At 68.5% G+C, this 23,197-nt stretch carries 23 protein-coding genes; 8 read left to right on the forward strand and 15 right to left on the reverse strand.

Features of this window, described 5'->3' with window-relative positions:
- Window position 1: 1 nt before the first annotated feature.
- From ACP7BH_RS10605 to ACP7BH_RS10615, 3 genes are read right to left on the reverse strand one after another with little or no spacing between them, the layout of a single operon-like run.
- The gene (locus ACP7BH_RS10605; protein WP_425984987.1) at window positions 2-184 is read right to left on the reverse strand and encodes a hypothetical protein; all 183 of its coding nucleotides are present in this window, start codon (window positions 182-184) and stop codon (window positions 2-4) included.
- Window positions 181-1,269, reverse strand: coding sequence for a PepSY-associated TM helix domain-containing protein (locus ACP7BH_RS10610; RefSeq protein WP_425984989.1), 1,089 nt, complete (start codon window positions 1,267-1,269; stop codon window positions 181-183). Before ACP7BH_RS10610 ends, ACP7BH_RS10605 begins: the two co-directional genes overlap by 4 nt.
- Window positions 1,270-1,274: 5 nt before the next feature.
- A complete protein-coding gene (locus ACP7BH_RS10615; RefSeq protein ID WP_425984991.1) occupies window positions 1,275-3,464 on the reverse strand; it encodes a TonB-dependent receptor in 2,190 nt (729 codons plus the stop codon).
- Window positions 3,465-3,601: 137 nt separating this feature from the next.
- Between ACP7BH_RS10615 and ACP7BH_RS10620 the strand changes: the two genes are divergently transcribed.
- On the forward strand, window positions 3,602-4,579 hold the full coding sequence (locus tag ACP7BH_RS10620; RefSeq protein WP_425984993.1) for an alpha/beta hydrolase: 978 nt from the start codon (window positions 3,602-3,604) through the stop codon (window positions 4,577-4,579).
- Window positions 4,580-4,621: 42 nt separating this feature from the next.
- Here ACP7BH_RS10620 and ACP7BH_RS10625 read toward each other — a convergent pair whose 3' ends face one another.
- From ACP7BH_RS10625 to ACP7BH_RS10640, 4 genes are all read right to left on the reverse strand, one after another.
- The gene (locus tag ACP7BH_RS10625) at window positions 4,622-5,191 is read right to left on the reverse strand and encodes a hypothetical protein (protein ID WP_425984995.1); all 570 of its coding nucleotides are present in this window, start codon (window positions 5,189-5,191) and stop codon (window positions 4,622-4,624) included.
- Window positions 5,192-5,296: 105 nt separating this feature from the next.
- Entirely contained in the window at window positions 5,297-6,031 is a 735-nt protein-coding gene (locus ACP7BH_RS10630; RefSeq protein ID WP_425984997.1) for a prephenate dehydrogenase/arogenate dehydrogenase family protein, read from the reverse strand.
- Between the two features lie 145 nt (window positions 6,032-6,176).
- Window positions 6,177-7,508 (reverse strand): dihydroorotase, encoded by a 1,332-nt coding sequence (locus tag ACP7BH_RS10635; protein WP_425984999.1) that lies wholly within the window; start codon window positions 7,506-7,508, stop codon window positions 6,177-6,179.
- Between the two features lie 222 nt (window positions 7,509-7,730).
- Window positions 7,731-8,696, reverse strand: a complete 966-nt coding sequence (locus tag ACP7BH_RS10640) for a glycosyltransferase family 9 protein (protein ID WP_425985002.1) — start codon at window positions 8,694-8,696, stop codon at window positions 7,731-7,733.
- Window positions 8,697-8,783: 87 nt separating this feature from the next.
- Between ACP7BH_RS10640 and ACP7BH_RS10645 the strand changes: the two genes are divergently transcribed.
- The 7 genes from ACP7BH_RS10645 to ACP7BH_RS10675 all read left to right on the forward strand — a co-directional run bounded on the left by ACP7BH_RS10645 (window position 8,784) and on the right by ACP7BH_RS10675 (window position 14,063).
- On the forward strand, window positions 8,784-9,002 hold the full coding sequence (locus ACP7BH_RS10645; RefSeq protein ID WP_346496237.1) for a hypothetical protein: 219 nt from the start codon (window positions 8,784-8,786) through the stop codon (window positions 9,000-9,002).
- On the forward strand, window positions 8,999-9,565 hold the full coding sequence (locus ACP7BH_RS10650) for a hypothetical protein (protein ID WP_425985004.1): 567 nt from the start codon (window positions 8,999-9,001) through the stop codon (window positions 9,563-9,565). The genes ACP7BH_RS10645 and ACP7BH_RS10650 overlap by 4 nt, the downstream gene beginning before the upstream one ends.
- Before the next feature lie 66 nt (window positions 9,566-9,631).
- A complete protein-coding gene (locus ACP7BH_RS10655; RefSeq protein WP_425985006.1) occupies window positions 9,632-11,011 on the forward strand; it encodes a response regulator in 1,380 nt (459 codons plus the stop codon).
- Window positions 11,012-11,061: 50 nt separating this feature from the next.
- Window positions 11,062-11,865, forward strand: coding sequence for a YgfZ/GcvT domain-containing protein (locus ACP7BH_RS10660; RefSeq protein WP_425985008.1), 804 nt, complete (start codon window positions 11,062-11,064; stop codon window positions 11,863-11,865).
- Between the two features lie 7 nt (window positions 11,866-11,872).
- On the forward strand, window positions 11,873-12,631 hold the full coding sequence (locus ACP7BH_RS10665; protein WP_425985010.1) for a 3-oxoacyl-ACP reductase: 759 nt from the start codon (window positions 11,873-11,875) through the stop codon (window positions 12,629-12,631).
- 198 nt (window positions 12,632-12,829) lie between these two features.
- On the forward strand, window positions 12,830-13,429 hold the full coding sequence (locus ACP7BH_RS10670; RefSeq protein ID WP_425985012.1) for a DNA-3-methyladenine glycosylase I: 600 nt from the start codon (window positions 12,830-12,832) through the stop codon (window positions 13,427-13,429).
- Window positions 13,422-14,063: a ribonuclease HII gene (locus tag ACP7BH_RS10675; protein ID WP_425985014.1), complete on the forward strand. Its 642-nt coding sequence runs from the start codon at window positions 13,422-13,424 to the stop codon at window positions 14,061-14,063. The genes ACP7BH_RS10670 and ACP7BH_RS10675 overlap by 8 nt, the downstream gene beginning before the upstream one ends.
- Window positions 14,064-14,070: 7 nt before the next feature.
- Here the strand turns inward: ACP7BH_RS10675 and ACP7BH_RS10680 are convergent, their stop codons facing one another.
- The 8 genes from ACP7BH_RS10680 to ACP7BH_RS10715 all read right to left on the reverse strand — a co-directional run bounded on the left by ACP7BH_RS10680 (window position 14,071) and on the right by ACP7BH_RS10715 (window position 23,091).
- The gene (locus ACP7BH_RS10680; RefSeq protein ID WP_425985016.1) at window positions 14,071-14,388 is read right to left on the reverse strand and encodes a hypothetical protein; all 318 of its coding nucleotides are present in this window, start codon (window positions 14,386-14,388) and stop codon (window positions 14,071-14,073) included.
- Window positions 14,389-14,450: 62 nt separating this feature from the next.
- Entirely contained in the window at window positions 14,451-15,491 is a 1,041-nt protein-coding gene (locus tag ACP7BH_RS10685) for a DNA adenine methylase (protein WP_425985019.1), read from the reverse strand.
- Window positions 15,492-15,623: 132 nt separating this feature from the next.
- A complete protein-coding gene (gene glyS / locus ACP7BH_RS10690; RefSeq protein WP_425985021.1) occupies window positions 15,624-17,831 on the reverse strand; it encodes a glycine--tRNA ligase subunit beta in 2,208 nt (735 codons plus the stop codon).
- Window positions 17,831-18,211, reverse strand: coding sequence for a hypothetical protein (locus tag ACP7BH_RS10695; RefSeq protein ID WP_425985023.1), 381 nt, complete (start codon window positions 18,209-18,211; stop codon window positions 17,831-17,833). The genes glyS and ACP7BH_RS10695 overlap by 1 nt, the downstream gene beginning before the upstream one ends.
- Complete coding sequence (locus ACP7BH_RS10700) at window positions 18,208-19,101, reverse strand: glycine--tRNA ligase subunit alpha (protein ID WP_346494041.1); 894 nt, start codon at window positions 19,099-19,101, stop codon at window positions 18,208-18,210. The genes ACP7BH_RS10695 and ACP7BH_RS10700 overlap by 4 nt, the downstream gene beginning before the upstream one ends.
- 99 nt (window positions 19,102-19,200) lie before the next feature.
- The gene (locus tag ACP7BH_RS10705) at window positions 19,201-20,121 is read right to left on the reverse strand and encodes a fasciclin domain-containing protein (protein ID WP_425985025.1); all 921 of its coding nucleotides are present in this window, start codon (window positions 20,119-20,121) and stop codon (window positions 19,201-19,203) included.
- A 208-nt stretch (window positions 20,122-20,329) separates the two neighbouring features.
- Window positions 20,330-21,202 (reverse strand): 4-(cytidine 5'-diphospho)-2-C-methyl-D-erythritol kinase, encoded by an 873-nt coding sequence (locus ACP7BH_RS10710; protein WP_425985027.1) that lies wholly within the window; start codon window positions 21,200-21,202, stop codon window positions 20,330-20,332.
- Window positions 21,203-21,207: 5 nt separating this feature from the next.
- Entirely contained in the window at window positions 21,208-23,091 is a 1,884-nt protein-coding gene (locus tag ACP7BH_RS10715; RefSeq protein ID WP_425985029.1) for a tetratricopeptide repeat protein, read from the reverse strand.
- Between the last annotated feature and the right edge of the window lie 106 nt (window positions 23,092-23,197).

The raw sequence follows: 23,197 nt of genomic DNA on the forward strand, positions 1-23,197 counted from the left end.
GTCAGCGTCGACGCCGGATCAGGGCCCAGACGGTCACGACCACGGTCGAGGCCAACAGGGCCGAAAACACCCCGTCCCACATCCCCTCTTCCAGCAGCGCGCCGATCAGGCCCGTCAGGCTGAGCGCGAACACCAGGATCGGCGCCCCGAAGATGGCCCACAGGCTGAGGTCCTTGCGGCTCACGGCTTTCGCCTGCCCTTGGCCAGCAACAGATACAGGCCCGAGATCAGGATGACGATGGTGGCGATGTCCAGCAGCGCCCACAGGATTTTCAGCGCCAGCCCGCCGTAGTCGCCGAAATGCAGCGGCTGCGACAGCGACAACGCCTTCACATACCAGGGCGTCGGGGCCACCGCCGCCAGCTCTCCGGTCCGCGCATCGATCAGGGCCGGCGTCGTCAGATGGGTGGTCAGGGGCGTGTCGCCGTGGAAGAAGACGGCGTAGTGGTGATCGGTCGAATAGTCGGTCCCCGGAAACGCCACGAACTGCAGCTTCATGCCCGGCAGCGCCTGTTTCGCTCGCTCCACCGCGGCATCCAGCGAGGCACGCTCGCCCGCAGGCGCCGGGGCGTCGTAGGCGACGGTCAGGTCCTTCAGCGCCGTGTTCTTCCAATAGGCTAGGATCGGCGTGGCCAAGGTGTTGACCACCCCCGTCGCCCCGACCACCAGCACCCACCCGGCCGTCACCACGCCCAGCAGGTTGTGATAGTCGAGCCAGCGGGTCCGCGCGGCCTTCCGGGCCCGCACCGTGCCGAACGGCAGCCGGCGCATGAACGGCGCATACAGCACCACCCCCGACACCACCTCCGCGATCAGCATCAGGCCCATCAGGCCCAGGAACAGCATGCCCGGCAGGCCCAGGAACATGTCGGTGTGGAGCTGAAGCAGGAACTCCATCACCGGATGGCCGGCGACCGGCGGCGCTACCTCGCCGCTGGTGCGGTCGATGGGCTCGAAACTGTATTTCCCCGCCGGCCCGTTCGGATCGACGCTGGTGACGTTCACCACCGGCCGGTCCTCGTCGAAGCTCATGAAGGCCGGGACCTCGCCCGGATGCAGGGCCAGCCCCGCCGCCAGCACCTGGTCCAGGCTTAGCGGCGGCGCCTCCGGGTTCGCCGGGGCCCAGGCCTGCGGCAGCAGCACCTCCTCGATCTCGTGCGTGAACACCAGCGGCAGGCCGGTCACGCACAGCATCAGCAGGAACAGGGTCGAGACCAGGCTCGACCACCTGTGCACCCAGGTCCAGGCGCGGATGGTCCGCGTCTTCATCCGGCTCAGAACTCGGCCGAGACCGACAGGCGGAACGTGCGGGGCGCGCCGAGCGTCAGATAGCTGGAGGTCGGGGCATAGCCGCCCACGGCCACCCACTGATCCTCGTCGGCGAGGTTCTCGACCCGCGCGCGAACCGTCAGCGGCTTGCCGCCGGCCTCGAAGGCGTAGCGCACGCCCGCATCGAACCGGGTCCAGGCGTCCAGCTCGACCGTATTGTCGGTGCTGACCGGCTGTTCGCCCGTGTAGACGACCCGGCCCTCAAGCGTCAGGCCAGCGACCATCGGCACGTCCCACTCTGCGTTCAGATTGGCCTGGAACTCAGGCGAGCCGGTGGGGCGCAGGCCCGTGAGGTCGTCGGCTATGCCCGTGCCCGGCGTTTCCGTGATCTCCGCATCAAGCCAGGTCGCGCCGCCGATCAGGCGCAGGCCCGCGATCGGCTCCCCATACACACCCAGTTCCACGCCGGTGTTTTCCTGCTCGCCGTCAGCGCTGTAGATGCCGGTCCCCTCGTCAAAGAAGGCCTGGGGCTTGTTGGCCCGGAAGACGGCCAGAGTTCCGCCGAACGATCCTGCATCATACTTCACCCCGGCCTCGATCTGCTCGGACCGGAACGCGGCAAGCACCTCATTGGGATTTTCGACCGGCAGTCCAAGCACCTGCGTCGGCGTGATGCCACCGGGCTGCAACGCCTCGGCGTAGTTGGCGTAAAGCGAGAGGCGTTCGCTGGGCTTGAACACGACCGCGAAGGTCGGGGTCCAGGCGTCATCTGTGTAGTCCGACAGCGCGGCCCCGGTGTTGTAGTCGAACGACTGCGTCTCGATCTCCTGATAGCGCACGCCGACCGTGGCCAGCAGGCGACCGTCCAGCAAGGACATCATGTCCGCAAAGGCGATCGAACGGTTGTTCACCCGTTCCGTCACCAGCGGGTCGGACAGGTCGCCTCCGACGAAGAAGTCGGGCGTCGGCGCCGTCACGTCGATCGGATCGTACAGATCGCTGGCGAAACCGGCGAAGTCCGAGAAGGCATAGGCGTTCCTGGACTTGGATCGCACCTGCGACGCCGAGGCGACCAGACGGTGTCCGACCGGTCCGGTCGTCACGTCCGCGCGCAGGCCGACGTCGCCCGCCCACAACGTGTCTTCGCGCACATTGTCGAAGCGATAGGCGCTCAGCGACCCGTCCGCATTGGCGTTCGGATTAGCCAGGACGTTGTCCTCCTCGCCCCGACGCCCGCCCACGGCCGCCCAGGCGGTGACGCGGTCGGTCAGGTCGAACTCGCCGCGCGCGGCGCCGAACAGCTGTTCGTCGTCGGTATAGGTCCAGGGCTGGGCGAAGTTGGCGTCGGCAGAGGGCGCCTCGGGAACGGCGCCGTTCGGCGTCACCTGCGGACGCGGCGCGTCGATGCGGTGGTCCTGCCAGCCCAGGTCGGCCGAGAAGCGGGCGCGTTCGCCGCGACGATCAACGCCCAGGCCCAGGACGCGCAGTTCGCTGTGCTGATCCTCGACCGCGCCCTCGCCCGCTCGGCTGACCAGATTCAGGCGCGCGCCCCAGGCGGCGTCGGCGCCGAAGCGGCGCGCCAGATCGGCGGCGGCGTAAATCTCGTCGCCGCCTTCCCATCCGGCCGTCAGACGGTTCAGGTCCGCGCCCGTCGCGCGCTTGGGCACCAGGTTGAAGGCGCCGCCCACCCCGCTGCCGCCCGGCGCGGCGCCGTTCAGGAAAGCCGTGGCCCCGTGGAAGACCTCGACCCGCTCAAGCAGTTCCGGCGCCACATACTGGCGCGGCAGCACACCGTACAGGCCGTTGTAGGTCATGTCGTCCGAGTAAACCGGGAAGCCCCGGATCAGATAGACTTCCTGGAAATTGCCGAACCCCTTGGTCACCCGCACGGCCGGGTCGTTCTGCAGCACGTCGCCGACGCTGCGCGCCTGCTGGTCGCGGATCAGGGTCTCGGTATAGCTGGTCACGTTGAACGGCGTGTCCATCGTGTCCAGCGCGCCGAACAGGCCGACACGACCGCCCTTCGCCACCTGACCGCCGGCGTAGGCGCCGGGCAAGCCGACCTGCGACCCGCCGGTGACGACGATCTCGCCCAGTTCCGCCACGCTCGGCTGGTCCTGCTGCGCCAGGGCGGGCGTGGCGGCGGCCAGGGCCAGGCTGCTGACGACGCAGGCGAGACGGGAAAAACGGATCATGGATTGCAACGCATTATCAACGCAGGGAGGAAGGCGCTCCCATACGCCTCGTTGCGACTGGCTTGCAATGCCAGAGGCCTGGGTTGCGACATTTTGCGGTCGGACGACCTTGCTTTTCGCCCTCGCCCAACGGCCTCATGACGCCGACACTTCTGAAGGCGCCCGCCATGCCGATGCTGACCCCCGCCCTTCTCACCGCCAGCCTGCTCGCCGGCGCGGTCTCGACCGAGATCGCCCTGCCGTCACAGCCCGCGCCGCTTCACGGAACCCTGCTGACGCCCGACGCCCCCACGGCCGTCGCCGTCATCCTGCCCGGCTCCGGCCCGACGGATCGGGATGGGAACAGCCCGCTGGGCGTCTCGGCCTCGACCTATCGTCTGCTGGCCGAGGATCTGGCGGAACAGGGGATCGCCACCGTCCGCATCGACAAGCGCGGCATTGCCGCCAGCACGGCGGCGGGTCCGGCCGAGGCCGATCTGCGGTTCGACGCCTATGCCGCCGACGCCCGCGCCTGGGCGACCCAGGCCGCCGCACGCGCGGGCCTGCCCTGCGCCTGGCTGATCGGCCACAGCGAGGGCGCCCTGGTCGCCCTGAAGGCGGTCGAAAACGATGACAAGATTTGCGGCCTGGTCCTGCTGTCCGGCGCCGGCCGCCCGGCGGGCGCGGTGCTGCGCGAACAGCTGGCGACCCTGCCCGAGCCGATGAAGACCCAGGCCTTCGCCGCCCTGACCGAACTTGAGGCCGGCCGCACCGTCGCCGACACGCCGCCCGCGCTCGCGGCCCTGTTCCGCCCCTCGGTCCAGCCGTATCTGATCTCGTGGCTGCCGCTTGACCCCGCCGCCCTGCTCGCCGCCTACGACGGCCCGGTCTTCATCGGCCAGGGAACCACCGACCTCCAGATCACCGTCACAGACGCCCAAGCCTTGGCCGCCGCCGACCCCAATGCCACGCTGAAACTCTGGGACGGCGTCAACCACGTCCTCAAGACGGCCCCCGCCGAACTCGCGGCCAACATGGCGACATACGCCGATCCGGCCTTACCGCTTGCGCCGGGCGTGACGGAGGATGTGGGCGCGTTCATTCGGGCAAATAGGGGCGGCGAGCTAGGCTTCTGACACGGACACACCGAACTTCCGTTAGGAGGTGAAATGCAAACATCACGCAGAAGGCGCTGGCGTTTCCGCACGGACTTCATTGGTCGCCGCAACCGGTGCGGGGTTCAGCCCGATTTGCGCGAGACCGCCGACAACCACGGATGCTGCGCCCAACAGGAATAGGCAGACCCAGAATGGATCGCCGTCTGGGTCACTACCCGCACTCACTCCCGCGATACCCGCGATCACCCAGCAAGAAAGCATGAAAAGAACGGCAAAGATCCACGTGGAATTACCGTAGACTGCGGCTGTCAGGCCGCATGCAGCGAAAAGAAGACTCATAACAAGACTGAAAGCAGCGTGAACAGGCCTCGCCGCGCCCAATCCTCTAAAAACAGCTGCAAGCAGAATAGCCACGCCAATCAGCACCAGAGAAAGAAGAACCGACAGTGCAAGAATGAGCAGGAATACTTTGATGAAGCCCTGCGCGCCGTCGAATTCAGCTGGAAGGCCTTGCCCAGCGCTGAGACTGGATAGGGCATTCAAAGCTGGTGCTGAATTTGTGACCGTAAAGTACAAGCCTACCAAGCCAATAATGACCTGAAGCCAGCCCGATATTTCAGCGCGTGTCATGGTGCCCTTTTGTCATCAATCGGCCTTCTGTAGCAGCGATTCGAGCAGCCCCTGCAGGCTGATTCCTACGGACCGATTCAGTCATAGACTGAGTTTCGTGAATCGCTACGTCCCCGCACTCCCCCGCGCCTCATCCGCCAAGGCGAAGAACCGCTCCCGCACCTCGGCTGCGAACGGGTTGTCGCGTTCGATGGCGCGGAAGACGGCGGGGCTGTCGTGGCGGACCATGTCGACGGCCTGCATCAGCCGGTCGAAGCTGGCGGTGGTCATGCGCGTCGGCAGGGGCTCCATGGCCATCAGGACGCGGGCGATCAGGTGGGTCAGGCCCTGGACCGTGGCGGCCTCGCGGTCGTGATCCTCGGGACTGACTGAAAAGACCTTCAGCCCCAGCGCCCGGCGGCAGAAGGCGGCGACGCGGCGGGCGTCCTTTCCGCCCCGCACCCCGCAAATGGCGATGCGCAGGCCCGCGATGCCGTCCTTGCCGCTCTGGGGGCCGAACAGCGGGTGGGTGCCGACGATCCGCACGCCGGGCGGCAGCAGGGCGTCCATCGCCTGCGCCGGCTTCACCTTCACCGAGCCCACGTCGACGGCGAGGGCGTCGGGCGCCAGATGCGGGCGGATGGCGATCAGCGTCGCCTCCAGCGCCTCGACCGGCACGGCCAGCACCACCGTCGGACAGGCGGCGGCGGTCGCCAGGTCGGTCAGGGTCGCGACGCCCTCGCCGTCGGTCGCCGCCGGATCATGGGCGAAGATGTCGAACCAGGGCGACAGATGCCGCGCTGTCAGCCGCCCGAAGGCGCCGAAGCCGATCAGGCCGAGCTTTTCCCTAACGACCGTCACCCTCGGGCTTGTCCCGAGGGCCTACGGCGGATGTCCCCCGAACCGCGACGCGGACGCGACGGCGCGTCATCCCCCGTCACCTTTTGCGCGGAACGGTGGGCCCTCGGGACGAGCCCGAGGGTGACGGATCGTGTGGAGGGCTGCCTCACAGCGTCTCCATAAACCGCACCGGCCGACCGTGGGCCGATCCGATCAGTTCGCCGTCCTGCATCACCACCCGCCCACGCACGATGGTCGCCATCGGCCAGCCGGTCGCCTCGACGCCGTCGAACGGGGTCCAGCCGCAGCGCGTGGCCTGCTGGTCGTGGGTGATCGTCCGCTTCGCCTTCAGATCGACGATGGTCAGGTCGGCGTCATAGCTGACGGCCATCCGCCCCTTGTTGGCCGTGCCGAACACCCGCTGGGCGCCGGCCGAGGTCAGGTCGATGAACCGTTCCAGGCTGAGCCGCCCATTGGCCACATGCGTCAGCATCAGCGGCACCAGGGTCTGCACCCCCGGCATGCCCGACGGCGAGGCCGGATAGGGTTTGGCCTTCTCTTCCTTGGTGTGCGGCGCGTGGTCGGACCCCAGCACGTCGGCGACGCCTTGCTGCATGCCCCACAGCCAAAGGGCGTCCACATGTTCCTGCGACCGGATCGGCGGGTTCATCTGGGCGTAGCTGCCCAGCCGCTCATAGGCCTCGGGCGCGACCAGGGTCAGGTGCTGGGGGGTGATCTCGACGGTGGCGACATCCTTGTGGAAGCGCAGATATTCCATCTCGTCCCTGGTCGTGACGTGCAGGACGTGGATACGGGCGCCCGTCTCCTGGGCCAGGCCGACCAGGCGGCGGGTCGAGCGGATGGCGCTTTCGGCGTCGCGGACCTCGGGGTGGCTGGTCCAGTCGCCAGTGCGGGCCAGGCCGCGCCGCTCGACCAGCCGGTATTCGTCCTCGGAGTGGAAGGTGGCGCGGCGGCGCACGTTCGACAGAACCTTGCGCACCCCCTCGTCGTCGGCGATCAGCAGGTCGCCGGTCGAGGCGCCCATGAAGACCTTGACCCCGCAGCAGCCCGGCAGCCGCTCCAGCTCGCCCAGATAGTCGGCGTTCTCGTGCGTGCCGCCGACATAGAAGGCGTGGTCGGTCCACATCCGGTCCTTCGCCCTTGCCAGCTTGTCGGCCATGGTGTCCGGGTCGGTGGTGTTGGGATTGGTGTTCGGCATCTCGAACACGGCGACGACCCCGCCCAGGGCCGCCGCGCGCGACCCGGTCTCCAGGTCTTCCTTCCACTCCAGGCCCGGTTCGCGAAAATGGACCTGGGTGTCGATGACGCCGGGCAGGACGGTCAGGCCCGTCGCGTCGAAAGTCTCCCCGGCCGAGGCCTGGGACAGGTCGCCGATGAAGGCGATCTTGCCGTCGATCACCCCGACGTCGGCCAGGCCGCGCCCCGCGTGATTGGCCACCTCGCCGCCACGGACGATCAGGTCATAGGTCTGGGTCATGGGCGGGCTCCTGCGGCTGGTCGCGCAGGTTCTAGCGGATGCCGCGCCGATCATGAAGGCCGCTAAACACTCTCCCTCCCCGTTCGGGGAGGGTGGTCGAGCCGCAGGCGAGACCGGGTGGGGAGGGCCAGGCGAAACGGCACAGGTCTGTCGCAAGGTTGCTCGCCGCCCCCACCCGGCCGCTTCGCGGCCACCCTCCCCGAACGGGGAGGGAGATCGGGTTCAGCCCCGCGCCTTCAACATCCGCGTCGCCGTCTTCAGCACCCGCTCCCACGGCAGGTCCATCATATGCTGGATCGCCTGGTTCAGGCGCGGATCCAGCGTCTTGAACTCGTCATAGCTGCGCGGGCCCCGCACGGCCTCGCCCTTCCACGGCCCGCGCGTCGTCTCGTCCGACGGGCCGAACACCGCCACCACAGGCGCGCCCGAAGCCGTCGCCAGATGGGTCCAGATCGAATCCGCACCCACGTACAGCGCCGATTTCGACAGGGCGGCTGCCGTCTGCAACCGCGTCAGCTTGCCCTGCAGCTCGATCACCCGCGCGCGCGGCACGGCATAGCGGATGGTGTGCGCCGCCTCGCGATCGATCTCCTCGCCCACGATCATCAACCGCCCGCCCGCCAGCGGCCCGTCGTCGGCCAGCAGCTTGGCCGCCACCTTGGCGTAGCGTTCGGCCGGCCAGCGCTTGCCCATCCACTCCACGCCCGGCCCGACCGCCAGGATCGGGCCATCCCCGCCGGTCATGGGGGTCAGCGCCTCGACCTGGGCCCGCGTCTCGTCCGACACATAAAGCCTCGGCCCCGGAACTTCCTCCGGCTCCAGTTTCAGCACCGCCGCCGCCGCCTCTACGGCATGCAGACCCGGCTGGTCTTTGCCCCGCACCGCCCGCTTGTGCCGCCTCAGCTTGCCGGACAGGTCCGAGCCGCGCATGTCCACGACCAGGCCCCATTTGGTCCCGCGCACCTGGTTCCACAGGGCGATCCATTCGAAATGGCCCTCGCGCTCCAGCACGATCAGCTTGGTCAGGCGTGGCGTGTCGGCGAACAGCGGCGCGCTGGCGGCCGATCCGACGATGGTGAAGGTCGCATGCGGCAGGCTTTCGACGAGATGCGCCAGCACGCCCGAGGACAGCACGGCGTCCTCGGCGTCCGCCTCGGCGATATACAGGATGGGAAACCGCCCGATCATCCGTTGACGGATACAGGGATTCTATCGGGGGTTCAGCGTCAAACGCAGGTTTCCACAGGCAGGCGCCATGGGTTAGAACCCGCGCCCATGATCCAGACGCCCGATCCCGCCGCCGCCGCCGCCCTCGAACGCTTCAAGGCCCAGCGCGTCACGGCCATCTATCGGCTGGACCTGATCGCCAAGGGCGCGACCATTTCCTACGAGGACGGAACGCCCATCGACATGGCGTCCGAAAAGGCCCGGCTCGAAGCCGTCGTCGCCGACATGGACCGCCGCATCGCCCAGCTGGAACGCACAGCCGGGTGAGCCTTCCACTCCTCCCCGGCCGGACCTGCGGCGGTTGCGTCGAATGCTGCCGGGTCATTCCGCTGGACCTGCCAGAGCTGGCCAAGCCGACCGGCGAGCTGTGCGCCTATTGCGTCGACGGCGCCGGCTGTTCGGTCCACGCCATCCGGCCCCAGACCTGTCGCATCTGGTTCTGCCTGTGGCGCGTGGTCGAACTGTCGGACGACTGGCGGCCGGACCACAGCGGCGTCATCGTCCGCCCCGACGGGGTCGAGGACGGGATCATCACCCTGTATGTCCTGCGCCGTTCGGACTTCCTGGCCTCGCCCCAGTTCTTCATGACCGTCGCCGGCTGGATCGCCGAGGGGATCGAGGTCGCCCTCAGCATTCCTGGCCCGGTCGGAACCTATCCCGCGCGCGCCGTCGTCACCGACTGGCTGCGCCCGGCGATCGAGGACGGCGATCCGGCCGCCTTCCTGGCCCGCGTCCTGCGCTCGCTGGACACCCTGGCCGAGCATGAGTTCCAGCCCGATGGCGTCGTGGCGCGATACGCCGTGACAACCCAGGATGCCCCGCCCGCTTAGCCGAAGCTTAAGTCCTTGCCGTTATTCTGAGATCTGTAACGTCGCCGCTTGAGAGATACGCCGGAAATGCAGGCCTGGGACGCGCTGCGACGCCCGATCTGGATGTTCGATCCGTCCGCCCTGCGCGGCGTCTATGCGAACGCCGCCGCCCTGGATCTCTGGGGCTCCGACAGCCTCGACGCCCTACTGGCCCGTGACTTCAGCCAGCTATCGCCCGCCGTCCTGGCGCGCACCGAACGTCTGGCGCGCGAGACGGCGAACGGCGAGACCCTGTCCGAACACTGGACCTTCTATCCGAACGGCCGGCCGCTGACGGTGACGGCGATCATCTCGACCCATTGGCTGGACGATGGCACGCCGGTCCTGCTGTTCGAGGCCGCCCCCATCGAGGTCGAGAGCGAGGAACGTCGCGCGGTCGAGGCCCTGCGTCACACCTCCACCCTGATCTCCCTGTTCGACAGCGAAGGCCGCCCGCTGTTCTCCAATCCGGCGGCGTTCGCGGCCTATGGATCGACCACCCATCCCTTCGAGGCCCGGTTCGCCGAGCCGGAGCGCGCCCAGCCCATGCTGGCGGCGGCCCTGTCCGGCGACCTGGCGGCCGACGTGTGCGAGATCGTCACGCGCGAGGGGCCACGCTGGCATCATCTGGACATCCGCCCGGCCATCGATCCCGTCACCGGCCACCTCGGCCTCATCCTGACCGAGATCGACGTGACCGAACGGGTCCAGGCCGAGCAGGCCCGCGTCGCCGCTGAACAGAAAACCGCCATGGCCGAGGCCCGTCAGCGGTTCCTGACCGACATGTCGCACGAACTGCGCACGCCGCTGAATTCGGTCATCGGCTTCTCGGACCTGTTGTCCAAGGCCGGCCTGGCACAGGAACACGCCGACCACGCCGACCGGATCAATGGCGCGGGCCAGCGCCTGTTGTCCGTCGTCAACGACATGATCGACCTGTCGTCCGACAAGGTCGTTCCTCTGCCGACGCTCGACGCCGTCATCGAGGAACCCGCAGCCGCCAATGAAGACGCCGCCGCCCTGCGCGTCCTCTATGTCGACGATCACGACAGCAACCGCGCCCTGGTCATGGCCGTCATGTCCGCCCAGGGCATCGTCTGCGCCACCGCCAACGACGGCGCGCAAGGGGTCGAGGCGGCCCGCGACGGCAACTGGGACGTGATCCTGATGGATATCCAGATGCCGGTGATGGACGGCGTCGATGCGACCCGCGCCATCCGCGCCCTGCCGGGTCTGGTCGGCCGTACGCCGATCCTGGCCCTGACCGCCAACACCCTCCCGGAACAGCTGATCCAGTACGAAGAGGCCGGCATGGACGACTGCATCGCCAAGCCGATGAACATCGTCGATCTGGTCACCCGCGTCACGGCCTGGGGCGCCAGCGACTGGCGCAACTTCGACCCTCAAGCCGCGGCAGCCGTCGCCTAATTTCGAACCGGCGCCTTTAGGACCCGCATCCCGCGCCCTATCTTGCGCCCATGCCCATCGCCCGTCTCGACAGCCGCGCCCTGATCTCCGTTACGGGCGAGGACGCGAAACCCTTCCTGCACAATCTGCTAACCCAGGATGTGGAGACGCTGGCGGAGGGCGAGCTGCGTTTCGGCGGCTTGCTGTCACCGCCCGGCCGGCTGCTGTTCGACCTGTTCATCCTGGGCCAGGCCGACGGCGTCCTGCTGGATGTCGCGACTGAGCGCCGCGACGCCCTGCTTCAGCGCCTGTCGATGTACAAGCTCCGCGCCAAGGTCCAGGTCGCCGCCGACGACGGTCCGATTTTCGCCGCCTGGCCGGAGACACCCGTCGGCTTCATCTCCGACCCGCGCACGCCGCTGATGGGCGGCCGTCTCTATGGCGAGGCGACGCCAGACGCCAGTGAGGCCGACTACGACGCCCACCGCCTGTCCATCGGCCTGCCCGACCCTGCCGCCGACGCGCCACAGGACAAGACCTATCCGATCGAGGCCGACTTCGACCTGCTGAACGGCATCGACTTCCAGAAGGGCTGTTTCGTCGGACAGGAGACCACCTCGCGCATGAAACGCCGGGGAACGATCAAGAACCGGATGCTGCCGCTGGACTTCGACGGTCCGTCCCCCGCCTTCGGCACCGAGGTGCTGAAGGGCGAACTGCGCGCGGGCGAGGTGTTGTCGGGTCGTGAAGGCTCGGCCATGGCCCTGCTGCGGATCGACCGGCTCGACGGCGACCTGACCGTGGACGGCCGCCCTGTGCGCTTGCGCAAACCCGCCTGGATGGGCGAGGACGTCCCTCCCTCCTCCAACGCTTGAGTCTCCCATGAAGATCGCCGACCAGATCGTCCTCGTCACCGGCGGCGCACGCGGCGTCGGCGCGGCGTGCGTCCGCGCCTTCGCCAACGAAGGCGCCCGCGTGATCATCAACTGGCGCGCCAGCGAGGACGCCGCGACCGCCCTGGCCGCCGAGATCGGCGACCGCGCTATCGCCCTCCAGGCCGACGTGACCGACCGCGCCGCCGTCGACGCCATGGTCGCCGCCGCCCAAGGCCATTTCGGCGCCCCCGTCACCACCGTCGTCAACAACGCCCTGGACTACAGTTTCAACGGCGACGCCCGGTCGCAGATGACCGACATCGGCTGGGACGAACTGGCGGCCCAGTTCTCGACCGTCGTGCGCGGCGCGCTGAACGTCATCCAGGCGACCGCCCCCGGCATGGCGGCGGCCCGGTTCGGCCGCGTCGTCAACATTGGCACCAATCTGTTCCAGAACCCGGTCGTGCCCTATCACGACTACACCGCCGCCAAGGCCGCCCTGCTGAGCCTGACCCGCACCGCCGCCGGCGACCTCGGCCCCGACGGCATAACCGTCAACATGGTCTCGGGCGGCCTTCTGCGCACCACCGACGCCAGCGCCGCAACGCCCGAAGCCGTCTTCGACTTCATCGCCGGCATGACGCCCCTGCGCTCGGTGACCACCCCCGAAGAATTCGCCGACGCCGTCCTGTTCTTCGCCTCGCCGTGGAGCCGCGCGGTGACGGGTCAGAACCTGGTGGTGGACGGGGGATTGGTCAGGGACTGAACCAACGTGATCTTCCCTTCTCCCAGTGGGAGAAGGTGGCCCGAAGGGCCGGATGAGGGTCGGCCGGTGGGCCAGTTCGCAAAGTCCCGACCCTCACCCTTTCGCGCAAGACCGATCGCTGACGCTCCCGGGCGCTCAAGCCCTCTCCCGGCGGGAGAGGGAACTGGACACACTCGAACAAACCGGCAACCTCCCGCCATGACCGACTCACACGCCTCGGGCCGTTGCGGCTGGTGCGGGACCACCGACCCGCTCTACATCGCCTATCACGACACCGAATGGGGCGTGCCGGAGCGTGACCCGCGCGCCCTGTGGGAGAAGCTGGTCCTCGACGGCTTCCAGGCCGGGCTGGCCTGGATCACCATCCTGCGCAAACGCGAGGGCATCCGCGACGCCTTCGATAATTTCGATCCCGAGATCGTCGCCCGCTACGGCGAGGACGACATTCAGCGCCTGCTGAATGATCCCCGCATCATCCGCTCGCGCGCCAAGATCAACGCCGCCATCCGGGGCGCCCAGATCTGGCTGGAGATGCGCGATAACAACGAAGACTTCTCCGCCTGGCTCTGGTCCTTCGTCGACGGCGAACCGATCCAGACCCCCTACACCGACTTCCACCAGGCCCCGACCCAGACCGAACAATCCGTCGCCATGGCCAAGGCCCTGAAGAAACGCGGCTTCAACTTCTGCGGCCCGGTGATCGTCTATGCCTTCATGCAGGCCGTGGGCATGGTCAACGATCACCAGACGACCTGCTTCCGTCACGCCCAGGTTCGTGCGATGGCGGGCCATGGCTAGAGCCCCCGCAAACCCCAAGGCCTTCCCGACCCTCGCGCTGGAGACCGTGCTGATCCAGCGCGTCAACGGCCCGGTCTGCGGCGTGGACGAGGCCGGGCGCGGTCCCTGGGCCGGTCCCGTCTCGGCGGCGGCGGTGATCCTGAACCCCGACGACCTGCCGCCCGGCATCGACGATTCCAAGGCCCTGACCGAAAAGCGCCGCGCTGCGCTGGAGCCCGAGATCAAGGCCCGCGCCGTCGCCTGGGGCGTCGGCTTCGCCTCTGTGGAGGAGATCGAGGAGCTGAACATCCTGCACGCCACCGGCCTGGCCATGTGTCGCGCCATCGAGGCGCTGCAGGTCCAGCCGGTCGCGGCCCTGGTGGACGGCAACTATCGTTTCAAACTGCCGTGCGACGTGCAGACAGTGGTCGGCGGCGACGGCCTGTCGCTATCCATCGCGGCGGCGTCGATCCTGGCCAAGACGGCGCGGGATCGGCTGATGATCGATCTGGACGCCCAATATCCCGGCTACGGCTTCGCCAGCCACAAGGGTTACAACGCCCCGATCCACCAGAACGCCTTGAAAACCTTGGGCCCCTGCCCCGCCCATCGGCGCAGCTGGTCCCCGATCAAGGCCCTGCTTCAGGACGCCTGAAACCGGCTCAGATGTGCATGAAGCCGCCCAGCAGCGCGCCCATCAGGGCGGCCACGGCGGCGCCGGCGATCGCCATCATCCAGCGCGGCGGGGCGCTCAGCTCGGGCTCGACATCCGCCTGCTCCATCGACGCTGTCGCCTCGGCCGGGCGGCTGTAGCGGGCGGCATTGTGGGTGAAGGTGGGCCGTGCGTCGCCAGCGGATGCGCCCCACGCCAGGTCGCCCTGCGCTGCACGCGGCGCCCACGAATGCGGCTCCGCCGCCGGCCGGATGCGGTAGTCGTCGGCGCGGTCGGGGTTCGGAGAGCTGTGCGTGTGCGGTTGCATCCATCCACAACGACACGCCGCGATTCGCGTTCCTCAACTGGCGACTGTTGTTTTCGCTGCGCTTATGCGGCCACAGGCAGCTCGACCGGCCGGTCCGTGACCACGAACAGGTGTTCGACGTTTCTCAGCCGCCCGACCGTCCCGACCTTCTCGCCCTTGGGATTATGGATGCCGATCCGGGCGCCGACGTAACGCGGGTGCGCCACCTCCAGCACCTGAACATGGCCCCGCGCCGACAGCATCTCGACCAGTTCGGCCCGGCTCAGATAGCCCTCGTCGTTGAAGCTGACGATCAGATTGGGGGCCTTGACCCGTTCGATCACGCTGCGCAGCGCCGGCCCGATGCCAGGCCGGCTGTTGAAGGCGCTCTTGCGCGTCCTCACGTCCACCCGCTTGTTGGCGATCCCATAGGTCTCGGGCCGGTCCCACAGCACCAGGCTCTCCCAGCAGTGATAGTTGGCCAGATAGGAATGCTGGTTATAGGGCGGGTCCAGATAGACGAGGTCCGCCTCGACCTGTTCGGCGATCTCGATCGCATCGCCCTGGGTCGCCCGGCACGGCCCGCCGTCCACCGCCGCCACCATGTCCGGCGTGCGCAGCTCCAGCGTCTTCAGCGCCCGAGGCGCCCACTGTTTCATATAGGCCATCTGGACCCCGGCGGTGGAATCCACCCGATCCGCCGCCTCCATCAGGCTGACCAGGACGATGGCCTTCAGCTCGGGCTCCAGCCCCATCGCCTCGATCCGGTCGCGCATGGCGTCGATACGCGCGCCGTTTTCGGGGTGGAAGTAGCGGGCGTCCTGGCAAAAGGCCTGGGTGAACCATCCCGCCTGCGGCGTCACCGTACGCAACTCGGCCAGCACGGTCTCGACCCGGTCGATCCACCGCTCCCGATCCGCCTGGACATAGGCGGTCGCCAGGGCGTGGGCATAGGCGTTGTAGTCGTTCGACCACACCTGAAACCCCTGCTTCTTCAGCGCATGGCCGACCCGCGCCGTGCCCGAGAACAGGTCGCAGACCCGCCCGCCCTGGGGCAGGACGCCGGCGACGGCGCCCGTCACATGGCCCAGCAAGGCGCGCTTGGAGCCGATGTATTTGATCATGACGCGGCCCGACTCATCGCCCCACCATAGCCGCTTACCGCGCGGCGCGAGAGGGGGCGGGGACCGAGCGCATCATCGGGTCGCACTCGGCCCGGTCGGGATCGGCGGCGACCACCCCACGAAGGCTCTCCCCTACCCCGCGATCTGACCGAAGTCCGCGACCTGGCCCATCACGTCGCGCACCTGGCCCAGCAGCTTCAGGCGGTTGTCGCGTTCGGCGGGGACGTCGGAGTTGACCAGCACGTCCTCGAAGAACCGGTCCACCGGGGCGCGCAGGCGCGCCAGGGCCGTCATGGCGGCGGCGAAATCCTCGGTCTCCAGCGCGGCTTCGACGGCGGTGCGGGCGGCGCCGACGGCGAAGGCCAGGGTGGTTTCGGCCTCGGGCTGGTTCGGCAGGCCGGTCTGGACCATGCCGGTTGGGACAGGCCCCTTCTTCTCTTCGGCGCGCAGGATGTTGGAGGCGCGCTTGTAGCCGGCCAGCAGATTGGCCCCGTCGTCCGTGGCGAGGAAGGCGGCCAGGGCCTCGACCCGACGCACGATGCGGACGAGGTCGTCGTCGCCCAAAGCGAAGACGGCAGACACGAGGTCGTGGCGCTGGCCCCGGTCGCGCAGAAGGACCGTCAGGCGGTCGGCGAAGAAGGCCGCAAGTTCAGACGACAAAGACAGCTTGTCGACTTGCCGTTCCACCTTGCCCTGACTTGTGATCAGCGCAATCGCAGGAGCGAAAGCGTCGTCGGTTAGAGCAAGCCGGATCTCATTGTTCAGAATCAGACGCAGCACGCCCAGGGCGGCACGGCGCAGCGCAAACGGATCCTTCGACCCCGTGGGCTTTTCGTCGATGGCGAAGAAACCGACCAGGGTGTCCAGCTTGTCGGCCAGGGCGACGGCGACCGTGACCGGCGCGGTTGGGACCGTGTCGGCGGGGCCTTGCGGCTTGTAGTGGTCGCGGACGGCGTCGGCGATGCGGTCGCGCTGGTCACGGCCCCACCCGCGGTCGGCTTCGCCTCCCGGTCCCTCCCCATGAAGGGGAGGGAGAGGATCGGGCACGGCTTCTCCCTCCCCTTTATGGGGAGGGACGGCGGAGCGGAGCGAAGCCCGGGTGGGGAAGTTCGTTGCGGTGCGGGCGTAATAGCCGCCCATGATCCCCTGCAGTTCCGGGAATTCGCTGACCATGCCCGACAGCAGGTCGGCCTTGGACAGGCTGGCGGCCATCTCGGCTTCATCCGCGTCGGCGCCGACCAGGGGCGCGATCTCGCGGGCGAGCGCCGCGATGCGCTCGACGCGCTCGGCCAATGTGCCCAGTTTGGCGTGGAAGGTGACGCCGGACAGTTTGGCGTTCCAGGCGTCGAAGCCGACCTTCTGGTCCTCGTCCCAGAAGAAGCGGGCGTCGTTCAGGCGGGCGGACAGGACGCGGCTGTTTCCGGCGGCCAGGGCCTTGCCGCCGTCGGTCGCCTCGACATTTGCGACGACGAGGAAGTTGGGGGCCAGGCCATCCTTCGACGGATCGCGGACGGCAAAATACTTCTGGTGCACCTTCATCGACAGCCGCACGACCTCGGGCGGCAGGGCCAGGAACTGCGGGTCCATGTCGCCCAGGATCGGGGTCGGCCATTCGGCCAGGCCCGCCACCTCATCCAGCAGGCCGTCGTCATCGACCAGGGCCAGGCCGCGCGCGGCGCAAGCGGCCTTGGCCTGTTCCAGAATGCGCAGCTTGCGGTCGGCTGCGTCGATCAGGACGAAGTTCTTTTCCAGTTGGGTGCGGTAGTCGACGAAGTCGCTGACCTTCAGCGGCTGGCCCGAGCCCATGAAGCGGTGGCCCTCGGTGATCGCATCGGATGGGATGTCATCGATCTCGAACGGCACGACCTTGCCGTCAAAAATGCAGAGGATGCGCTTGATTGGACGGACCCAGCGCAGGGTTCCGGAGCCCCAGCGCATCGACTTGGGCCAGGGGAAGGTGCGGATGACCTGGTCCACCGTCTCGGCGACCAGATCAGTGGTCGCCCTGCCCTTGGACGACAGGACGGCGAACAGGACGCCATCGCGCTCGGTCAGTTGATCGCGGGTCAGGCCGGTCTTGCGCAGGAAGCCTTCCAGCGCCTGTTCCGGGGCCGAGGCGCGCGGGCCTTTCAGCTCTTCCTCGCGGTCGGGCGTGGCGACGGGCAGGCCGTCGATGACCAGGGTCAGGCGGCGCGGGCCGGCATAGGTCGTCAGCGCGTCCCAGGTCAGGCCGGCGGCCTTCAGCCGGTCGGAGACCATGCGGTCGAGGTCGCGCGCGGCGCCCTGCTGCATGCGGGCGGGGATTTCTTCGGAGAAGATTTCGAGAAGAAGTTGGGGCATCAGTCGGCGGACTCTTCGGTCGTGGCGGCAGACCGCATCAGGGTAAGGGCGACGTCCCGCAGGGCCAGCGGCGCATCGGCCGCACCCGGCTCTGCGCTGAAGGCGATGTTCAGCAGGAAGGGGCGCGGGGCCAAAAAGGCGGTCTGCAAGATGCCGAACCACTCGTCGCTGACCACGACGACGCCGCGCCAGCCGCCGGGCTGTGCCGTCAGTTGGCCGCTCAGATCACCGGCGGGGCGGACGATGCGGACCTCGGCCCAAGATTCCTGGCCCTCAATTTCCACGCGGCCGCTGGAGAACAGCGAGATCGCCTCGCCGGGGTGCTGCTCCAGATTGATGTCGGCCAGATCGAAGGAGAGAATTCCGGAAACAGTGCTCACGACGCGGCCTTTTCATTTTCGACATAGGCCAGGGCGCAGGCTTTGCAGAGGTCGCGGATGCGGCCGATGTAGCTCTGGCGTTCGGCGACGGCGATGGCGCCGCGGGCGTCCATCAGGTTGAACAGGTGGCTGGCCTTCAGCACCTGGTCGTAGGCGGGCAGGACCAGGGGCTGGTTCTGCGGGCCGCGCATGTCCAGCAGGCGCTGAACCTCCGAAACCATATCCTCGAACCGGCGCTTCAGCCCGTCCACGTCATAGCCGTGGAAATTGGCTTCCGACTGCTGGCGCTCGTTCTCCAGGAAGACCTCGCCGTATGTGAGCCCCTCCTTGGTGAACTTGAGGTCGTAGACATTGTCCACGCCCTGCACATACATGGCCAGACGCTCCAGCCCGTAGGTCAGCTCACCCGAGACCACGTCCACCTCGATGCCGCCGACTCCCTGGAAATAGGTGAACTGCGTCACCTCCATCCCGTCGCACCAGACCTCCCAGCCCAGGCCCCAGGCCCCGACGGTCGGGTTCTCCCAGTCGTCCTCGACGAAGCGGATGTCGTGCAGCTTCGGATCGATGCCGATGGCGGCCAGCGACCCCAGATACAGCTCCTGCAGGTTGTCTGGGTTCGGTTTCAGGATGACCTGGTATTGGTAATAGTGTTGGAGGCGGTTGGGGTTCTCGCCATAGCGACCGTCGCCGGGGCGGCGGCTGGGCTGGACATAGGCGGCCTTCCACGGCTTGGGGCCGAGCGCGCGCAGGACCGTGGCGGGGTGCAGGGTGCCGGCCCCGACCTCGATGTCATAGGGCTGGAGAATGGCGCAGCCCTGCTCGCCCCAATAGCGGTGGAGCGTCAGGATCAGGTCCTGAAACGCGAGCGGCTCGGTCGAGGTGGTCAAATCGGGCTCGTGGGGAGGGGTGCAAAAAAGACGGCGGACCATAGGGCCCGCCGCCTTCCGCTTCAACACGCTACCAAGCGAGCGCGTGGGTGACCCGTGTTATTGAGGGGTCGGGTTGGCTTCGTCGCCACCGTCAGCGGCGGGATCGGCCGCATCGACCGGGGGCGTGGCCGAAGGATCGACCTGACCATCGGTCGGATTGGCGACCGGGGGCGAGGCCGTGGTGGTGGTCGCAGCAGCCGGTTCACCAGTCGGGGCCGTCGCCGGAGCGGCCGGGGCGGCCTCTTCAGCCGGGGCGGCGGCTTCTGCAGGTGCAGCCTCTTCAGCCGGAGCAGTGGCTTCGGCAGGGGCGGCGGCTTCTTCATCGCCCATGGCGGCCATGGAGTTCGCCGGGTTCAGGACCTGGTCGATCGGGAAGATGGCGCCGTTCGAGGCGTCCAGCTCAGCGCTGACCACGGTGGCGCCGTCAGCCTTGATGGCCGAGCCGGTGCCGTCCAGCAGGACCTGGCTCTCGGCTGCGGTCGGCACGCCGCCCTTCTTGCCCATGATCTGGTCGGGCGTCACGTCGGCGACGATGACGTGATAGAGCAGCAGCTGACGCAGTTCGGCGGCGTTGGCCGGATCCATCAGACGCGTGCGATCCGCCTCAGGCAATGCGGCGAAGGCCGCGTCGGTCGGGGCGAAGATCGAGATTGCCGGGCGCGTCGCCAGGGTGTCGGTCAGTTGCGCCGCATCCAGGGCCGCCAGAAGGGTGGTGAACTGGCCGCTCGCCTTCAGCTTGTCCACGACGGTCTCGCCGGCGGCCGGCGTAGCGGCCTGGGCGACATCCGTTGCAGCCGGCGCTGCGGCTTCAGCGGCCGGCGCCGATGACGCAGGCGCGGCAGGCATGGACGGATCACTCTGCGGCACGGGGGCCCCGGCCGGGGCGGGCGAGGTTGGCGGGGTGACGTCCTGCGCGAAGGCGGGAGCGGCCATCAGGGTGACCACGGCGGTTGCGGCAAGCAGTTTTTCACGAAGCATGACGGTATCCTTTTTCTGTTTGAGGATCGCCATGAGGGGAGCGGCGACCCGTTCCAGTCATCGGAACTGCGGACTCAAATCAGAACACCGTGATCTGGTTCCGCAGCGTCGAAACAATTCGTAACGATTGTGATGATCAAGGCGAGACCTTGGCGATATCGGCGTTCAACAGGACGAATGGCCAGTATTCGGCCACAAAGCTCGAACGCTACTGAACGGCCAACCGCGTTGCTGTGACCCAGGCGTGGGGATGAGCGGCGGCGAGCGTTCGCGCCGCCGCCTGGGCCGCCGCCTCGGTGAGATACAGGCCGAACACCGTCGCGCCCGAACCAGACATGCGGGTCAGGGCCACATCCGGCGTGGCGGAGACGGCGGCGAGGGCGTCCGCGATGGCGGGCGTCAGGGCCAGGGCGGGCGGCTGGAGGTCGTTGCGCTGAACCGACAGCCAGTCGATGACGGCGGCGACGGACCAGTCGTGCGGCGGATCCGGTCGGTCGGCCGAACGCATCGGCCCGGCATCATAGGCGCGATAGACGGCGCCGGTCGGCGACGAAACGCCGGGGTTGAACAGGACGGCCGGCAGCGGCGGCAGGCGCGGCTCGTCGGTCAGCACATCTCCCCTGCCCTCGGCCCAGGCGGTGCGCATGCGCAGGCACATGGGGCCGTCCGCGCCCACGACGCCGGCGACCGCCTCCAGCGCCGCATCGTCGATGTCCAGCGACAGGGCTTGCCGCGCCAGCTTCAGCGCCGCGCCCGCGTCCGACGAGCCGCCGCCTAGCCCGGCCGCGATGGGCAGGCGCTTGTCCAGGGTCACCTTCAGCTTCGGCTCGCCCGTTCCCGCGACTTCGCCCAGGCGCCAAAGGGCGCGCAGGATTAGGTTGTCGGGCGTAGCCCCCAGCGCCTCGCCGAACGGCCCGGTCACATCAAGAGACAGGCTGTCGGCCGGCTCGACCGAGACCTGGTCGCCCACATCTGCGAAGGCGACCAGACTGGACAGGGGGTGATAGCCGTCGGCGTCCACCGCCCCGACATGCAGGAACAGATTGATCTTGGCCGGAGCCAGGGTGGTCAACACGGGCATGCAAACTATTGAGAGACGCCCAGCGCAGGCGCGGCGCCATCCAGCCCATTGGCGATCTTGCGCTCGACATCGGCGCGGCGCTCGGGTTCGGGCTCCAGCACCAGGACGCGGTTCCACAGCCAGACCGCCTCGCGCTCGCGGCCAACCCGCCAGTAGGCGTCGCCGAGGTGATCGTTGATCTCGGCGTTGGACGGCTCCTTGTCGACGGCCTGCTCCAGGGTGTCGACGGCGGTTTCGAACTGGCCCTGTTTGAACTGGGCCCAGCCCAGCGAATCCTGGATATTGCCGTTTTCGGGCTCCAGCGCATGGGCGCGGGCGATCATCTCGGCGCCCTCCTGGACCCGCAGGCCCTTATCGACCCACAGATAGCCCAGGTAGTTCAGCATGTCGGCGTCATTAGGCGCGGTCTGGAGCGCGGCCCACAGTTCGGCCTCAGCCTCGGACGTGCGGCCCAGCGCCTCATAGGCGGCGCCGCGCAGGAAGTGGACGCTGGCGCCCTGATCGGCGGTGTTCAGCACCGGGCCGTCCAGCAGGGTCAGCGCCTCGTCATGCTGTTTCAACTGCATCAACTGGCCCGCCAGGACCAGGGCGATACGGCGGTCGTCGGGGCTGGCGGCGGCGGCGCGACGCAGTTCGGCCAGGGCGTTGTCCGACTGGCCATCCTCTTCCAGCGCAATGGCAAGCTGGGCGCGGGCGGCGGCGTAGAGCTGGGGATCGTCGGTTCCGACGCGCGACAGGGCGTTGCGGGCGGCCGACTTCAGACCGGCGCGCGACAGCACCTGGGCCAGCTGGAACTCGGTCTCGTCATCGTCGTGCAGGTTCTGCGCGAGCCGCAGATAGACGGCGGCGAACTCATTGCCGCGCTCGGCCGAGGCCTGGGCGGCGGCGGTGATCAGGCCCTGGGCCGCGCCTTCGCGGAAGTCGGGCAGGACCGGGGGCCGACCGCCGTCGCGCACCCGCTGCAACGCGCGGACGACGCCGGGATCGACGGGCTGAACCGCGATCGCGGCCTCATACAGGGCGACGGCGTCGTCGCGACGGCCGCGCCGTTCCATGAACTCGCCATAGGGGCGTTTGAACAGGGCGCCGACCCCGGCCACGTCGGCGGCGGCCTTCAACTCGACCTCGGCCTCGGCATAGTCGCGACGCTTTTCCAGCAAGGCGGCGCGGTTCATCCGGGCGAAGGCCAGGGTCAGGGGATCGCCGCTGATCGGGGCGGGCTGAAGCGCGCGGGTCCAGTCCCCGGCCGCCGCCGCAATCCACGGCGCGACCAGCAGGCCGGCGCGTGCATGGGGGGCGCCGATGGGTTGCTGAGCCAAGGCGGCGTTGGACGTCCTGGCGTCCCCGCGCACGAAGTCCTGAACCAGCCGGACCAGGCGTCCGCCCTCGACGAAGGCAGGCGAGGCCGTCGCATCGGTGGGCGCCAGCGCGGCCGCCACGTCCAGATCGCCGGTCAGCAGAGCCGAGGTGAAGGCCTGTTCGCGCACGCGCGGTTGCTCGGGAACCAGTTGCTCGGCCTGGGCCAGATAGTCCGAGCCGGCCGCGCCCTCGCCCTGCATCAGGGCCAGCTTGCCCGCCAGATACAGACCATAGGCGCTGCGGCCCTCGGCGTTCGTGGGGATCGGCGCCCAGACCGCAGGGATGGGCGGCGTGACCGGGGTGTCGGTGATGATGATGAAGGGATCGGGCGCGGCGTCCTGGCTGGACGGCGCCTGATCCGAAGGCGCCTGGCCCGGCGTCGGCTCGCCTGGCTTGAGGATGATCGCCGGCGGATGGGTTTCCGGCGTCGGCGCGGCAGGCGGGGTTTCCTGTGCGCCGGCCTGTCCGGCCATGGCCAGGGCAAGAACGGTCAGGGAGGCGGCGAAGAGGCGCGAACGGGAGGCGATCATGCCTCGACCCTTCACGCTTTCACCCGCCCCCGCAAGAGGACAGATGATTGCTCCCCCCACTCCGCTCATCCCGGCGAAAGCCGGGACCCAGGTCTTTGGGCGAAAG

The sequence above is a fragment of the Brevundimonas sp. TWP2-1 genome (genome assembly GCF_049897645.1).
GTDB lineage: Bacteria > Pseudomonadota > Alphaproteobacteria > Caulobacterales > Caulobacteraceae > Brevundimonas.

Coding starts and splice junctions, on each gene's coding strand:
- ACP7BH_RS10610 (WP_425984989.1), bottom strand. CDS start 1,269: ATGAAGACGCGGACCATCCGCGCCTGGACCTGGGTGCACAGGTGGTCG.
- ACP7BH_RS10680 (WP_425985016.1), bottom strand. CDS start 14,388: ATGCAACCGCACACGCACAGCTCTCCGAACCCCGACCGCGCCGACGAC.
- ACP7BH_RS10635 (WP_425984999.1), bottom strand. CDS start 7,508: ATGACCCAGACCTATGACCTGATCGTCCGTGGCGGCGAGGTGGCCAAT.
- ACP7BH_RS10620 (WP_425984993.1), top strand. CDS start 3,602: ATGACGCCGACACTTCTGAAGGCGCCCGCCATGCCGATGCTGACCCCC.
- ACP7BH_RS10615 (WP_425984991.1), bottom strand. CDS start 3,464: ATGATCCGTTTTTCCCGTCTCGCCTGCGTCGTCAGCAGCCTGGCCCTG.
- ACP7BH_RS10670 (WP_425985012.1), top strand. CDS start 12,830: ATGACCGACTCACACGCCTCGGGCCGTTGCGGCTGGTGCGGGACCACC.
- glyS (WP_425985021.1), bottom strand. CDS start 17,831: ATGCCCCAACTTCTTCTCGAAATCTTCTCCGAAGAAATCCCCGCCCGC.
- ACP7BH_RS10685 (WP_425985019.1), bottom strand. CDS start 15,491: ATGATCAAATACATCGGCTCCAAGCGCGCCTTGCTGGGCCATGTGACG.
- ACP7BH_RS10655 (WP_425985006.1), top strand. CDS start 9,632: ATGCAGGCCTGGGACGCGCTGCGACGCCCGATCTGGATGTTCGATCCG.
- ACP7BH_RS10640 (WP_425985002.1), bottom strand. CDS start 8,696: ATGATCGGGCGGTTTCCCATCCTGTATATCGCCGAGGCGGACGCCGAG.
- ACP7BH_RS10645 (WP_346496237.1), top strand. CDS start 8,784: ATGATCCAGACGCCCGATCCCGCCGCCGCCGCCGCCCTCGAACGCTTC.
- ACP7BH_RS10675 (WP_425985014.1), top strand. CDS start 13,422: ATGGCTAGAGCCCCCGCAAACCCCAAGGCCTTCCCGACCCTCGCGCTG.
- ACP7BH_RS10705 (WP_425985025.1), bottom strand. CDS start 20,121: ATGCTTCGTGAAAAACTGCTTGCCGCAACCGCCGTGGTCACCCTGATG.
- ACP7BH_RS10715 (WP_425985029.1), bottom strand. CDS start 23,091: ATGATCGCCTCCCGTTCGCGCCTCTTCGCCGCCTCCCTGACCGTTCTT.
- ACP7BH_RS10665 (WP_425985010.1), top strand. CDS start 11,873: ATGAAGATCGCCGACCAGATCGTCCTCGTCACCGGCGGCGCACGCGGC.
- ACP7BH_RS10625 (WP_425984995.1), bottom strand. CDS start 5,191: ATGACACGCGCTGAAATATCGGGCTGGCTTCAGGTCATTATTGGCTTG.
- ACP7BH_RS10660 (WP_425985008.1), top strand. CDS start 11,062: ATGCCCATCGCCCGTCTCGACAGCCGCGCCCTGATCTCCGTTACGGGC.
- ACP7BH_RS10710 (WP_425985027.1), bottom strand. CDS start 21,202: ATGCCCGTGTTGACCACCCTGGCTCCGGCCAAGATCAATCTGTTCCTG.